The organism is Dactylosporangium sp. CS-047395, from assembly GCF_050942185.1.
Taxonomy (GTDB): Bacteria; Actinomycetota; Actinomycetes; order Mycobacteriales; family Micromonosporaceae; genus Dactylosporangium.
The window spans coordinates 3154096-3167852 of sequence record NZ_CP192015.1; the positions used below are offsets into that span (position 1 = coordinate 3154096).

Consider the following 13757-nt stretch of genomic DNA (forward strand, 5'->3'; position numbering starts at 1 on the left):
CTAACTAAAGCAATGATATTTGCTTTAAGCGAGGCTGAGTGGCGTTAGCTTCAGCGTAACGCAAAGACCGTTGCTTTAGGAGCTGCGCGATGACGACCGCATCACTGGTTCAACGGCGCACCCTCCCCGCCGGGGTGGCCTTCACCGGCGCCGCGCTGGCGTTCGGGTCGCTGTACCTGGCCGCCGGCGCCCCCACGCCGCTGCTCGTGCTGTTCGAGCGCGAGTGGGGCTTCGCGCCGTGGGTGCTCACGGTCGCCTTCGCCGCGTACGCGTTCGGCCTGCTCGCCTCGCTCGTCGTGGTCGGCTCGCTCTCCGACCACGTCGGCCGCCGCCCGGTCCTCATCGGCGCCCTGGCCGTCGAGTTCGCCGCCATGCTCATGTTCGTGTTCGCGCCGAACATCGGCTGGGTGATCGCCGCCCGGATCGTGCAGGGCCTGGCGACCGGCGCGGCCAGCAGCGCGTTCACCGCTGCCCTGGTGGAGCTGGCCCCCGAACGCCACAAACGCCTCGGCGGCATCCTCGGCGCCGTCGCCCCGGCCGGCGGGCTGGGCCTCGGCGCGCTGCTCACCGGCGCCGCCGTGCAGTTCACGCACCAGGCCAACCTCATCGTCTTCACGAGCCTCACCGTCATCATGGCGGTCGGCACGCTGACCGCGGTCCTCTCGGCGGAGACGGTCAGCCCGCGGCCGGGCGCGCTGGCGGCGTTGAAGCCCCAGGTTTCGGTACCGCACGCCGCCCGCCCCGACTTCGTCGCCGCCGCACCCGCCCACCTCGCCTCGTGGATGCTCGCCGGCCTGTTCATGGGCCTGTCCCCGAGCATCCTGCGCGACCTCTTCCACCACAGCAGCGGCCTGCTCAACGGCGTGACCGCGTTCATCCCACCGGCCACCGCGGCCACGGCGGCGTACTTCTTCAGCCGCCACCCCGCCCGCAAGGTCGTCCGCCTCGGCACCGTCGCCGTCCTGATCGGCACCGCGATCGTGCTCACCGGCATCGCCACCGGCGTGCTGCCCCTGCTCCTGCTCGGCGGCCTGGTCGGCGGGGCCGGCTTCGGCGCCACGTTCTCGGGCTCCCTGCGCGCGATCGGCCCCCTGGCCGAGGCCCACCAGCGCGCCGCCCTGTTCGCCGCGGTCTTCCTGGTCGCCTACCTGAGCTTCGGCGTACCGGCCATCGTGGCCGGGCAGCTCGTCGCCCCGCTGGGCCTGCTCACGACCGTCCTCTGGTACGGCGCCGCGATCATCCTCGCCGCGCTGGTCGCCCTGGCCGCGCAGCTGCGTTTGCCTTAAGTGCGCTGGTCCCCCTGCCGATGGCAGGGGGACCAGTAGCCGCACGTCACGGAGGACAGCGCATGCGCATCGGCGACTCGATCACGTTCAGCGTTCCCAACGCGGGCTCCCCGGTCGACCCGGCCGCCCGCAAGGCCCAGGTCAACGCCCAGGCCGACACGCTGAGCCAGCTCCTCGGAGCCAAGCACGGCGGCAAGGTGGCCGCGAACCTCAACGACGGCCAGGGCGTCGACCTGTATATGTAGCTGGTGACCCCGCTGACCCGTGCCGCCGCCCAGGCCGCCGTAGCCGACCTGGGCTGGCGGTACATCCTCGGCACCCTCCGCGCGACGGTGCCCGTGACCTCCCTCGCCGAAGCCGCCACGGCCGCCGCCGCCTGCGCCGGCGGCTCTCCTGCCACCCTGTCCATCGACCTGCGCCCCGACCGCGTCCTGCTGACCATCAACGACTTCACCACCGCCGGCGTCGCCCTGGCCGGACGCCTCACCGAGGTCCTCGCCCAGCTGGATCTGGCGACGGTACCGGCACAGACCCAGCAGATCGAGCTCGCCATCGACGCCCTCGACATCGCCGCGGTACGCCCGTTCTGGAAGGCCGCCCTCGCCTACGCGGACACCCCGGACGGCTACGGCGCCGCCCTGATCGACCCGCTGGGCCTGAGCCCGGCGGTGTGGTTCCAGCAGATGGACGCCCAACGCCCACAGCGCAACCGCATCCACATCGACATCTCCGTCCCGCACGAGGAGGCGAAGCCCCGCGTGGTGGCCGCCCTCGCCGCCGGCGGCCACCTCGTGACGGACTCCCACGCCCCGGCGTTCTGGGTCCTGGCCGACCCCGAGGGCAACGAGGCCTGCATCACCACCTGGCAGGGCCGCGACTAGCCCGGCCGCGGCCCGGCGTGGCCCGCGAACCGGCGGTGCGCGTCAACCCGCTGCGGTATCGCGGAAGCCATCCGCCGGTGGACGACCGGCACCCGGTCCGGCCGTGACGATGCGTGCCATGGATACACCTCCAGCTGTCGTGGTGCGCGGCCTGACCAAGCGGTACGGCTCGCGCGCCGTTGTGGACCGGCTCGACTTCGAGATCCCGGCCGGCACGGTCGCCGGCCTGATCGGGCCGAATGGCGCCGGCAAGACCACCATTCTGCGCATGCTGCTCGGCCTGGTCCGCCCGGACGGCGGCACCGGCACGGTCATCGGCCAGTCGATCACCACGCCGGCGGCCTACCTCCCGTCGGTCGGTGCGCTGGTCGAGGGGCCGGCGTTCTACCCCGGGCTGTCGGGCGCCCGGAATCTCGCCGTGTACGCGACGCTCGCCGGCACCGACCGGTCCCGCGTGCCGATCGTCCTGGAGCGGCTCGGGCTGGCCGACCGGGCGGCCGACGCCTACCGGACCTATTCGCTGGGTATGCGGCAGCGGCTCGGGATCGCCGCGGCGCTGCTCGGCGACCCCGCCCTGGTCGTGCTCGACGAGCCGACGAATGGGCTCGACCCGTCAGGCATCCGCGAGATGCGCGGCATCATCCGGTCGATCCGCGAGGACGGCCGTACCGTGCTGGTCACCTCACATCTGCTCAACGAGGTGCAGCAGGTGTGCGACTGGCTGATCGTCATCAACCAGGGCCGGCGGCGCTTCGAGGGCGTCATGGGCGAAGGCGACATCGAAGAGCGCTACTTCCGCATCCTGGAGGGGGAACCGTCATGACCCGGGCCCTCCGCGCCGAACTGCTCAAGCTGCGCCGGCCCCGGCTGCTGTGGGGCTCGCTCGGCGCGCTCTTCGGCTTCACCTTGCTGGTCAGCATCCTCAGCGTCGCCACGGCGACCGAGACGGCCGGCCCGCGGGCGGTGCCGATCGCGCGGCTCGTCGCGGCCGACGGCCTGACGATCGGCTTCGGCAACGCGTCCCGGCTGGTCGGGCTGGTGATCCTGGTGCTGTTCCTGAGTTCGGTGACCACCGAATACAGCTTCGGCACCATCCGCGTGCTGCTGACCCGGCAACCGGACCGGATCGCGGTACTCGGCGGCAAGCTCGTCGCGCTGCTCGTCGCGATGACGGCCGCGCTGCTGGCCGCGTTGCTGCTCAGCGTCGCTTCGGCCACCGTCACGATGCTGGCCCGCGGGCTTCCCGTCGACGCCTGGTTCACCGGTGCCGGCCTCGGCCACGCCGCCGCGGGGTACGCCGACGCGCTGGTGGCCTGCGCGCTGTACGGCGCGTTCGGGCTGGCCTTCGGCGTGCTGCTGCGCTCGACCGTCCTGGCCGTCGGGGTGATGCTCGGCTGGTTCTTCATGGCCGAGAACATCGCCGCGACCATCTGGTCCGACGCGCCGCACTGGCTGCCCGGCCTGCTCGCCGGCGTGGTGATGGCCGGCGGCACCGACACCGTCGGCTACTGGCCGGCGTTCGCGGCCACCCTCGCCTACCTGACCGTCGCGGTCGCCGTCGCCGGCGTCGTCTTCGCCCGGCGAGACGTTTCTTAACTCATCCAGCCTGGACGCACGAGACCGGTCTCGTAGGCGGTCACCACCACCTGCGCCCGGTCCCGGGCGTCCAGCTTCAGCATCAGCCGGGAGATGTGCGTCTTCACCGTGGCGACGCTGACGAACAGCCGCAGCGCGATCTGGTCATTGCTGAGCCCCTGCGCGGCGAGGGCCATCACCTCCCGCTCCCGATCGGTCAGCCGGTCCAGCGCGGACGCCGGCGGCAACTCCTTGGCCCGGCTGGCGAACTCGTGGACCACCCGGTTCGTCACGCTCGGCGCGAGCATCGACGCGCCGGCCGCCACCGCCCGGACCGCCCGGAGGAGATCTTCCGGCTCGTTGTCCTTGACCACGAAGCCGCTCGCCCCGGCCCGGAGGGCCGCGAAGATGTACTCGTCCAGCTCGAAGGTGGTGACGATCAGCACCCGGACGCCGGCCAGCCGCCGATCCGTCATGATCGCGCGGGTCGCCTCGATGCCGTCCATCACCGGCATCCGGACGTCCATGACGACCACGGCCGGCCGCAGGATCCCCGCCTGCCGCACCGCTTCGCGACCGTCGGCGGCCTCGCCAACAACGGTGATGTCGGCACTGTCCTCCAGGAGCGCCCGCAGACCGGCCCGCATCATCGCCTGGTCGTCGGCCAGCAGCACCCGGATCGGGTGGGCCTGGTTCATGGGTTTTCCCGGTACGGCAGGCGGGCGTTAATGCGCACCCCGCCGGTACCTTTCGCGGCAATCTCGAACGAGCCACCCACCGTCGATGCGCGCTCCCGCATGCCGGCCACCCCGGCACCCTCGCTGACCTGGCTCGACCGGCCGTCATCGGCCACCTCGACGTCGAGCGCGTCGGCGCCGAAGTCGAGCGTGACCGTGGCCGTCCGCGCCGACGAATGCCGGCGCACGTTCGTGACGGCCTCCTGGATGATCCGGTACGCGGCCAGGTCGACCGCCGTGGGCAGCGGCAGCGGTACTCCCACCACGACGGCCTCCACCCGCAGCCCGGCCATGGTGGACCGGGTGCACAGCTCGTCGAGCTGAGCCAGCCCGGGCGCGGGCTGCCGGGGCGGCTCCTCATCGCCGCGCAACGCCGCCAGAACCGCCCGCAGGTCGACCATGGTCCCCTTGCTGACCTCCTTGATCGCGCTCAGCGACGTGCGGACCCGCTCCGGGTCGCGGTCCAGCGCCCGCAGGGCCAGGTTCGCGTGGACGGTCACCAGCGAAACCTGGTGCGCCAGCACGTCATGCAGGTCGCGGGCGGCGCGCAGCCGCTCCTCGGAGACCGCTACCCGCTCGATCTCCCGCCGCCGCCGCGCGCTGACCCGGATCGCCTCCCCGGCCGCCAGGACCAGCGCCAGCACCGCGGCGATCGCCACGACCGCCACCATGCCTGGGCCGTCCTGCCGGTGCACCACCCGGCTGAGCACAAGGTATCCCGCGAGCCCCGCGCCGGTCGCCACCCAGGCCTGGAGGTGCCGACCCGGCTGGTTCACCATCGAGATGATGGCGGCCGCGAGACCGATGACGACCGGCGCGAACCGATAGCCGAGTGAGAAGTAGAGCGCCGACGCCACAAGATTCCCGGCCAGTACCAGCAGCGGCGCCCGGCGGCGGGCGGCCAGCAGCAGCGGGCCGGCCAGGAGGAGCAGTACCGCGACGGCGTCGAGGTCGAGACGGTCGCTGGGCCGGCGGGTGGCAGCGTAGACGGCGACCGACTGGATGGCGGCCAGCTTGATCGGCAGCCAGCGGTCCGACCGCAGCCACGGCGACACGTCCACCCGGCGAGGCTATGCGGGCACCTGTCCGCCGCACATCCGCGCACGGTTGACGTTCCACTACGGCATCAGGAGTACGCCGGGAGCGTCGGTGTACGCCGCCGGGCGAAGGGCGGCGGACCCGTCGGCGGTCAGGTCCAGGAGATGATGACGGCGCCGGTGCGGCACCAGACCAGGATCTCCGATGCGGCGATCGGGGTGATGGCCAGCACGGCCGAGCCGAGCATGATGCGGTGCCGCGGGGCCGTGGCCAGGCCCCAGGGGCCGACCGTGGACAGGGTGAGCAGGCCGTTGCGGTCGCCGGCCGCGGCGAGGAGGCCGCCGGCCCCGTGGACCAGGGCGACCGCGGTGATCGGGGCGGCGTGGTGGCGCACCGCCGGGCCCGCCGCGCCCGGGGTGGAGCCGGTCAGCCACCACAGCGCCAGCAGGCCCGTTGCGTCTCCGGTGAGCAGAACGCTGCGGCCGTACTCGTCCGGCGCCACCGCCGTGCGCGGGTCCGGGCCGCACAGGGGCCAGGCCGGCACCTGGGACCAGTCGGTGAGGTCGCGCCAGCGGACCAGGCGGACGTTGCCGTCGGGGTCGCCGCAGCCGACGACCGGTTCGCCGTCGCCGAGGCGGCCCAGGGACAGGGAGATCGGCTGGACGACGCCGGTGGCGATGCGGGTGGCCGGGGTGCCGTAGTCGTCCCCCGAATACACGTCCAGGCCGCCGTCCGCGCGCAGGGCCAGGGTGGTCAGGGTGCCCTCGATCCAGTCCAGGGCGATTCCACGGTACGGCTGCAGCCTGATCGGCCGGCGCGAGCCCGTCGTGCGGGTGTCCAGCTCGCTGCGGTAGCGGCGGATCACGCCCTCACCGTCGACGGTGCCGGTCACGGCGACGCCGCCGTCGGAGGCGGATTGGGCGACGAGGTCCAGCTCGCGGCCCTCACGCAGCTGCCAGAGCTCGGTGTCGGCGCCCTCCAGCATCACCATCGTCACGGCGTCCGGGCCGGGCGAGGCGCCCACCAGGTCGGGGTCGCGCGGGTGCTCGCCGCCGTCGGTGTCGCCGCCGAACGGGTCCCAGGTGGCCACCTTGCGGTCGCGGCCGGCGCTCACCGCGCGGGGGCCGGTCGGTTCGCGGCCGAGGGCGAGCGCGAGCACCTCGTCCTGGTGCGGGCGGCCCAGACGCTGCCGGCTCAGGCCGCCGTCGGCGTCGAAGGTCCAGTACTGCACCCCGCCGTCGAAGTCGCCGATCAGCAGCCCGTCGGCGGGGATCGGGCCGAGCGCGGAGATGCCGGAGGCGGAGGCGTCCGGGATGGTGCCCAGCGGGCCCGCCGGCGGGTCGAAGAGGTGCACCTCGCGGCCGCCGGTGCCGAACACGATCGCGCCGAGGCGGTCGTCGACGCCCAGGGCCGTGATCGACCAGCGGCTCAGCTTCAGATCGACCTTCTCGAAGCCGCCGCTCCCGTCGGGGGTCAGCAGCACGCCGAGGCCGGTGGAGGTGGCCGCCACGACCAGCGGGGCGGTGTCGCCGGGGGAGTGCACGGCCACCCGCCGCAGCTCCTCGACGGTGGCCTCGGCGACGAGTCGCACCGTGCCGTCGTCGGCGAAGCGGAGCAGCGCCACGGCGCCCTGCGTGTCGCCGGCGGCCACCAGCGCGCCGTCCGGGGTCCAGGCCACGGCGGCGGCGATGATCGCGTGTTCGCCGAGCCGGTGGGCGCCGGCCGGGGAGACCAGGCCCGCGTCGGCCTGCCAGAGCCGGACCTCGCCGTCCTGGGCCGCGCTGACCAGCAGGTGCAGCCCGTCGGGGCGGGCGTGACCGGCCAGCGCCGTCACCCGGGCCGCGTGCGCCGCGACGTCGGGGGCGGGGAAGGCGACGCCGTCGGCGAGCTCGTGGGTGCGCAGCCGGCCGGCCCGGTCGCCGGTCATGACGTAGACGGCGCCGTCCGCGGCCGGAAGCAGGGTCACGGCCGTGGTGGCGTCCTCCAGCCACAGCACCACGTCGTGCTCGTCGGGCGGGCGGCCGACCCCGCCCATGACGGACCACGGCAGGTCCAGGCCGCAGCCGAGCAACGCGTCGCGCAGGCCGGGCTCGCCGAACCGCTGCGCGCTGAGGGCGAGATACGCCGCGCGTTCGGCCGGGTCGGGGGCGGCGGTGGCGGGAATTTGGCGGTACACGCGGGCGATGCGCCGGCCGTCGTCGGTGCGGACCTGGCCCAGCGCGACGGTCAGGTTGGCGGGCTCCGCGCTCGCCACGAACAGCGGGTCGAGCAGCAGGTCGTCGAGCTCGCCGCCGGCCGCCGCGTGCCGGGACAGGTACGTGATCAGGTACCGGTCGGCGCCGGCCCAGTCGGCGCGGTGCGCCCGCCAGGCCCGGACCAGCGCGCGCTCGGGGGCGTCGCTCGGGCACCGGTTCCGCAGGTACTGCGCGAGCGCGTCATGAAACAGCCGGTACGTCCGCCCGCCGGGGCGGGGGTGCGCGACGAGGTACGTGGCCGCGCGTTCGAGCACGTGGGCGAGGTCGTGCCGGCGGTACGTGTGCGGCCCGCCGCTCAGCGCGGTCGCGGCCACCACCCACACGTCGTTGTCGGGCAGCCCGTCGCCGAACGCGAACGCGAGCGGGGTGAGCAGCTCGCGGACCAGCTCGGCAGTGCCGCCGAAGCGGGCCAGGTACTGGTCCATCGCGCTCTCGACGTCGACCGGGAACTCGGCCCACCAGCGCCGCTGGCCCGTGTCGACCGGCTCCGGCCCGTCGGCGAGGTTGCGGCTGGCGAGCTGGGCGACGAGGAAGTTCCCGCCGGCCCGGGTCACCACGGCGCGGGCGACCCGGCCGGCGGTGTCCTGGCCGGTGTACGGGGTCGGCCGGGCGCCGCTGCCCTCGAGCCGGCGCTCGACGTAGCCGACGACATCGCCGTACACGAGAAAAGGAGCGCGGTCGGCTTCGAGGGTCGTGGCCGGCGTGGCCCGCAGGGAGAGCCGGATGACCTCGGCCAGGCCGCTGCCGTCGGGCGCGCGGCGGACGCTGACCACCACGCGGGTGCCGTGCCCGTCGGGGTCGAGGCTGAGCTGGCGCAGCAGCAGCGCGATCGGCTTGAGGTGGGCCGGGTCGGCCTCGTCCAGGGCGTCGACGACGATCCGCAGGCCGCCGGGGCGCGCGTGCACCGCGGTCACCAGGCGGGCCGCGTCGGTGGCGCCCGAACCGGCGGCCCGGGCCACGGCCGCGATGACCTCGGGCAGCGTCTTGCCGGTGGCCCGGATCGCCAGGTCGACCGCCCCGGTGAGGGCGTCGGTGAGCGGGGTGCGGTACCGCCGCGGCATGTCCTCCCGCAGCGCCGGATCGGCCAGCACCAGGACGTGGGCGAGCAGCGCCGACTTGCCGCAGCCGGGCTCGCCGAGCACGACCAGCGGCGCCCGGGGCGCGTCGGGGGCGGTCAGGTGGATCGCGATGCGGGCCACGGCGGCCTCGCGGCCGGTGAAGTTCCACGCCGAGCCGCCCGCGTCCGGGTCGGCGCCGCGGGCCCGGGGCAGCCAGTGCGCGGCGAGGTCGCCGTCGGCCGCGAGCGCCCACGGGCCGGGCTCCCGGTCGGGCAGCGGCTCGGGCACCGCGAACGCCGGAGCGTCGGCGGGCGGCACGTCGACGAGGTCGGCCAGGTCGTCGCGGTCGAGCGCGCGCAGCGCCGGGGCCAGCTCGCCGAGCCGGCCGCGGGCCTCCAGCCACTCCCACAGCGCGCGGGGCTCGTCGCCGTGCGGGAACCGGGCCCGCTGGTGCGGCCGCACCCCGGCCAGGTCCGCGAGGTCCACCCAGTCCGGGCCGATCCGCCGCACGAACGCCACCTTGGGGCGCTCGGCGCCCGGCTCAGGCAACGCCGCCGGTCCGGATCAGCTCGGCGAGGTCGGCGCGGCCGATGGCGGTCAGCGCGTCTGGCAGCTCGCCGAGCCGGTCGCGGCTCTCGAGCCACTCCCACAGGCCCCGTGGCTCGTCGCCGTGCGGAAAACGAGCACGAGCATGCGGCGGTACCCCCACCGCGTCGGCCAGATCGAGCCAGTCGAACGACAGTCGGCGCACGACCTCCAGCTTGAGCTTTCCGGAGACGGGAGCGGGCTGTCCGGGAATCAGGTCCTCCAGAAGGCGGAACAGCACCTCGGCGGAGGCGCGGGCGGCGAAGAACCGGTAGCGGTCGTCCTTGTGCCGGTCCGCCCGGTCCATCACGCCCTTGGCGACCAGCCAGTGCGGCACCGCCCGCTCGTGGGCGACGGTGACGACGGTGGCCGCCTCCATCTCCAGGGCCGCGATCCGCCGCACGCCCATCGCCTTGAGCCGGTCCCAGATCCCGGACTCGGTGACGACGGCGCTGCCGCTGGCGATCGGGCCGGTCACCACCGCGAGCGGGAGCGTCTCGGGGCCGTCGACGTCGTCGGCGAGCCGGCGGCGGATCTCCTGCGTGCCCTTGCCGGTCAGCACCCACCCGGCGCTGTCGTTGTCGAACTCGATCAGCCCGTCGGCGGCGAGCGCTTCGAGGCGCGTGTGCCAGGTGCCGGTGGGAAAGTACCGGCGGCGGGCGATGTGGGTGCGCGGGTTCTGCCCGTGGTGCAGCCGCTCCAGGAACCAGGTGCCCGCCTCGGCCTCGGTCGCCGGGCCGTAGCTGGGCAGCGTGGTGGGGTCGAGCTCCTGGGCCCGGCGCACCCAGCGGGTGTCCTGCGGGTACTGCCGGTGGTCGCCGAGGAAGCCGTCCTCGGTCTGGATTCCCTCGTCGTACTCGTACACCGCCTCGGCCACCACGACGTCGCCGTGCGCGGTCTCGGACGGGTTGCCCGCGCACACCCCGCACATCGCCAGGCAGGTCGGGTGCAGCCGGTCGGTCAGCGTGGTGACCATCGGCGCGGTGGTGCGCCCGCCCATCCGCGGCGGGCGGGCCAGGGCCACTGAGAAGCGCCGGCCGGCGGCGGTCACGTACTCGCCGGCCACGTACGGCGCGCGCTCGTCCTCGGCGTGCTCCTGCCACCGCCGCACCCCGGGCTGGTCCGGCCCGGCGGCGGTGGCGACCTGCTTGGCGGCGGCGAACTCCTCCGGGAGGGCCGCCACGATCAGTACATCGACCGATTCCACGATGACCAACGTAGAGCGGGTCGACCCCGCCTGCTACCTGGATGCGCAAATCAGGGTACGGCGTGGTCCAAGATCCCCGCGGCCGTGCGCAGGGCGAGGCCGCCGAGGGGTTCGGCCCGCATCACCGCCCGCACCGCGGCCCCGTCGAAGAGCATGGTGAGCTGGGCCGCCACCAGGTCGGGGTCGGTCGCGCCGAGGGCGGTGGCGTGCTCGTGGAAGTACGACTCCAGGCGCTTCTTGAAGGTGAGGGCGACTCCCGCGGCCTCGTGGGCGGGGTCGTGCAGCTCGACCGCGGTGTTCACGAACGGGCAGCCGTGGAAGGACGGGGTGCCGGCCTGCTCCTCCAGTCGGGCGAACACGTGCAGGATGCGCTCGCGGGGCGGCATGTCGGCGGCCGGGCCGGGGAAGTACGCGGCGACGGTCGAGGGCCCGAAGGCGCGCAGGCTCTCGGCGATCACTTCGTCCTTGGTGGTGAACAGCTGGTACATCGACCGCTTCGACACGCCGGCGGCCTTGCACAGCCGCTCGACGCCGACCGCGGCCGCGCCCTCGGCGTAGAACAGCTCGGCCGCCGTCCTGAGCAGCCGTTCGCGCGGGGTGGCGATGGAGGTCACACGCGGAAGTCTACCCAATCGGAAACCGATCGTTCTACGGTGGGGCTACACGGGAAACCGATCGGTTTCCACAGTCGGAAGGTGTGAACCATGAACAACGAGGTCGTGCTGGTCACTGGTGGCAACAGGGGACTGGGCAAGGCGTTCGTGGAGGAGGCGCTGGCCCGCGGCGCGCGCAAGGTGTACGCGGCGGCCCGCAACCCCGAGTCGGTGAGCACGCCCGGCGCGATCCCGCTGCAGCTCGACGTCACCGACCCCGAGTCGGTGCGGCGCGCCGCCGCGATCGCCACCGACGTGACCGTGCTGATCAACAACGCCGGCGTCTCGGCCCGGGCGAGCCTGCTGGACGGCGACCTGGCCGAGATCCGGCAGGAGTTCGAGACCAACTTCTACGGCACCATCCACGTGACCCGCGCCTTCGCCCCGATCCTGGCGGCCAACGGCGGCGGGCACATCCTCGACGTGCACTCGGTGCTGAGCTGGCTCTCGCAGGGCACCTCGTACAGCGCCACCAAGGCCGCCGTGTGGCAGGCGACCAACGCGTTCCGGCTGGAGCTCGCGCCGCAGGGCACCACGGTGACCGGGCTGCACGTCGGGTACGTCGACACCGACATGACCAAGGGCGTCGACGGGCCCAAGGAGAGCGCGGCCGACGTGGTCCGGCTGGCCCTCGACGGCGTCGAGGCGGGCGCGTTCGAGGTGCTCGCCGACGAGGTGACGCGCCACGTCAAGCGGCACCTGTCCGAGCCCGGCGAGGCGTTGTACCCCCAGCTGGTCCCGGTGAGAAGCTGATGTAATGGCACGGTGAGCGCATATCGGGCCGAGGGCGAGTTCAAGCGGGACGCGCGGTACATCAACGACCGCATCACGGCCGACGGGCGGGACGGCTGGCCGGTGGAGCCCGGCCGCTACCGCCTGGTCGTCAGCCGGGCCTGCCCGTGGGCCAGCCGCGCCATCATCGTGCGCCGGCTGCTGGGACTCGAGGACGTGCTGTCCATGGGCGTGTGCGGACCCACGCACGACGAGCGCAGCTGGACGTTCGACCTCGATCCCGGCGGCCGGGACCCGGTGCTGGGCATCGAGCGCATCCAGGAGGCCTACCTCAAGCGCTTCCCGGACTACGACCGCGGCATCACGGTCCCGGCGGTCGTCGACATCCCCACCGGCCAGGTCGTCACCAACGACTACGCCCCGCTGACCCTGGACCTGTCCACCCAGTGGACCGCCCACCACCGCGAGGGCGCGCCCGACCTCTACCCCGAAGCGTTGCGGGACGAGCTCGACGAGGTCATGGAGCTCGTCTTCAAGGACGTGAACAACGGGGTGTACCGTGCGGGCTTCGCCGGTTCGCAGGACGCCTACGACGCCGCGTACGACCGGCTGTTCGCCCGCCTCGACTGGCTCTCCGAGCGGCTGGAGCGGCAGCGGTACCTCGTCGGCGACACCATCACCGAGGCCGACGTGCGGCTGTTCACCACGCTGGTCCGCTTCGACCCGGTGTACCACGGCCACTTCAAGTGCAACCGGCAGAAGCTGTCCGAGCTGCCGGTGCTGTGGGCCTACGCGCGTGACCTGTTCCAGACCCCCGGCTTCGGCGACACGGTGAACTTCGAGCACATCAAGCGCCACTACTACGTCGTGCACCGCGACATCAACCCGACCGGCATCGTCCCGGACGGCCCCGACCTGGCCGGCTGGCAGACCCCGCACGGCCGCGAGGCCCTGGGCGGCCGCCCGTTCGGCGACGGCACTCCGCCCACGACGTCCGCGGATCGCTGATGGCCCCCGTCACCGTGGTGACCGGCGGCAGCCGGGGCATCGGCGCGGCCACCTGCGTGCGGCTGGCTCGCGACGGGCATCGGGTCGCCATCGGGTACCGCAGCAACGCCCACGCCGCCGAGAAGGTCGCCGACGACGTGCGCGCCGCGGGCTCGCAGGCCGTCACCGTGCGCGCCGACACGGTCTCCGAGGACGACGTCATCGCCCTGTTCGGCGCGGCGGCGCAGCGGCTCGGGCCGGTCACCGGCCTGGTCAACAACGCCGGCATCGCCTCCGCCCTGGGCCGCCTGGCCGACCTGGACTCCGCCGAGCTGCGCCGCGTCATGGACGTCAACGTGATCGGCGCCTTCCTGTGCGCCCGCCAGGCCGCCCGGGTGATGACCGCGGGCGGCGCGATCGTCAACGTCTCGTCGACCGCGGCCACCCTGGGCAGCCCCGGCAACTACATCCACTACGCGGCGAGCAAGGCCGCGGTCGACGCGCTGACCCTGGGCCTGGCCAAGGAACTGGCCACGGACGGCATCCGGGTCAATGGCGTGGCCCCGGGCTTCGTGCACACCGAGATCCACGAGCAGACCGGCGACCCGGACCGCGCCGCGAACGTGGTGTCCCGCATCCCGGTCGGCCGGCTCGGCACCCCGGACGAGATCGCCGAGGCCATCGCCTGGCTGCTGAGCCCGGCCGCCTCCTACACCACCGGCACCACCTTGCGCGTCGCGGGCGGCCTGTAACGAAAATGGGT

13 protein-coding genes are annotated in these 13757 nt (G+C 73.8%); 8 read left to right on the forward strand and 5 right to left on the reverse strand.

The features are described 5' to 3' along the window. Nucleotides 1-89: 89 nt before the first annotated feature. The 5 genes from ACQP00_RS14755 (at nucleotide 90) to ACQP00_RS14775 (ending at nucleotide 3763) form a co-directional block, all read left to right on the forward strand. Nucleotides 90-1286 carry an MFS transporter gene (locus tag ACQP00_RS14755; protein WP_433219275.1) on the forward strand — a complete coding sequence of 399 codons (1197 nt, stop codon included), beginning with the start codon at nucleotides 90-92 and terminating at the stop codon, nucleotides 1284-1286. Nucleotides 1287-1348: 62 nt separating this feature from the next. Next, nucleotides 1349-1531: a hypothetical protein gene (locus tag ACQP00_RS14760; RefSeq protein WP_433219276.1), complete on the forward strand. Its 183-nt coding sequence runs from the start codon at nucleotides 1349-1351 to the stop codon at nucleotides 1529-1531. Nucleotides 1532-1534: 3 nt separating this feature from the next. Continuing rightward, nucleotides 1535-2167 carry a VOC family protein gene (locus tag ACQP00_RS14765; protein ID WP_433219278.1) on the forward strand — a complete coding sequence of 211 codons (633 nt, stop codon included), beginning with the start codon at nucleotides 1535-1537 and terminating at the stop codon, nucleotides 2165-2167. 118 nt (nucleotides 2168-2285) lie between these two features. Beyond that, nucleotides 2286-2990, forward strand: a complete 705-nt coding sequence (locus ACQP00_RS14770; protein WP_433219280.1) for an ABC transporter ATP-binding protein — start codon at nucleotides 2286-2288, stop codon at nucleotides 2988-2990. Beyond that, complete coding sequence (locus tag ACQP00_RS14775) at nucleotides 2987-3763, forward strand: ABC transporter permease subunit (RefSeq protein WP_433219282.1); 777 nt, start codon at nucleotides 2987-2989, stop codon at nucleotides 3761-3763. The genes ACQP00_RS14770 and ACQP00_RS14775 overlap by 4 nt, the downstream gene beginning before the upstream one ends. Here the strand turns inward: ACQP00_RS14775 and ACQP00_RS14780 are convergent. The 5 genes from ACQP00_RS14780 to ACQP00_RS14800 all read right to left on the reverse strand — a co-directional run bounded on the left by ACQP00_RS14780 (nucleotide 3760) and on the right by ACQP00_RS14800 (nucleotide 11236). Further along, nucleotides 3760-4440, reverse strand: coding sequence for a response regulator (locus ACQP00_RS14780; RefSeq protein WP_433219284.1), 681 nt, complete (start codon nucleotides 4438-4440; stop codon nucleotides 3760-3762). The genes ACQP00_RS14775 and ACQP00_RS14780 overlap by 4 nt on opposite strands. After that, on the reverse strand, nucleotides 4437-5540 hold the full coding sequence (locus ACQP00_RS14785; protein WP_433219286.1) for a sensor histidine kinase: 1104 nt from the start codon (nucleotides 5538-5540) through the stop codon (nucleotides 4437-4439). Before ACQP00_RS14785 ends, ACQP00_RS14780 begins: the two co-directional genes overlap by 4 nt. A gap of 128 nt (nucleotides 5541-5668) precedes the next feature. Beyond that, complete coding sequence (locus ACQP00_RS14790; protein ID WP_433219288.1) at nucleotides 5669-9340, reverse strand: AAA family ATPase; 3672 nt, start codon at nucleotides 9338-9340, stop codon at nucleotides 5669-5671. A 31-nt stretch (nucleotides 9341-9371) separates the two neighbouring features. Then, nucleotides 9372-10622: a hypothetical protein gene (locus ACQP00_RS14795; RefSeq protein WP_433219290.1), complete on the reverse strand. Its 1251-nt coding sequence runs from the start codon at nucleotides 10620-10622 to the stop codon at nucleotides 9372-9374. A gap of 50 nt (nucleotides 10623-10672) precedes the next feature. After that, nucleotides 10673-11236 carry a TetR/AcrR family transcriptional regulator gene (locus tag ACQP00_RS14800; RefSeq protein ID WP_433219292.1) on the reverse strand — a complete coding sequence of 188 codons (564 nt, stop codon included), beginning with the start codon at nucleotides 11234-11236 and terminating at the stop codon, nucleotides 10673-10675. Between the two features lie 90 nt (nucleotides 11237-11326). Here ACQP00_RS14800 and ACQP00_RS14805 point away from each other — a divergent pair, with 90 nt between their 5' ends. From ACQP00_RS14805 to ACQP00_RS14815, 3 genes are read left to right on the forward strand one after another with little or no spacing between them, the layout of a single operon-like run. After that, nucleotides 11327-12028 (forward strand): SDR family oxidoreductase, encoded by a 702-nt coding sequence (locus tag ACQP00_RS14805; protein WP_433219294.1) that lies wholly within the window; start codon nucleotides 11327-11329, stop codon nucleotides 12026-12028. Between the two features lie 12 nt (nucleotides 12029-12040). Then, nucleotides 12041-13015 carry a glutathione S-transferase family protein gene (locus ACQP00_RS14810; protein WP_433219296.1) on the forward strand — a complete coding sequence of 325 codons (975 nt, stop codon included), beginning with the start codon at nucleotides 12041-12043 and terminating at the stop codon, nucleotides 13013-13015. Beyond that, entirely contained in the window at nucleotides 13015-13746 is a 732-nt protein-coding gene (locus ACQP00_RS14815; protein ID WP_433219298.1) for a glucose 1-dehydrogenase, read from the forward strand. Before ACQP00_RS14810 ends, ACQP00_RS14815 begins: the two co-directional genes overlap by 1 nt. Nucleotides 13747-13757 lie beyond the last annotated feature (11 nt).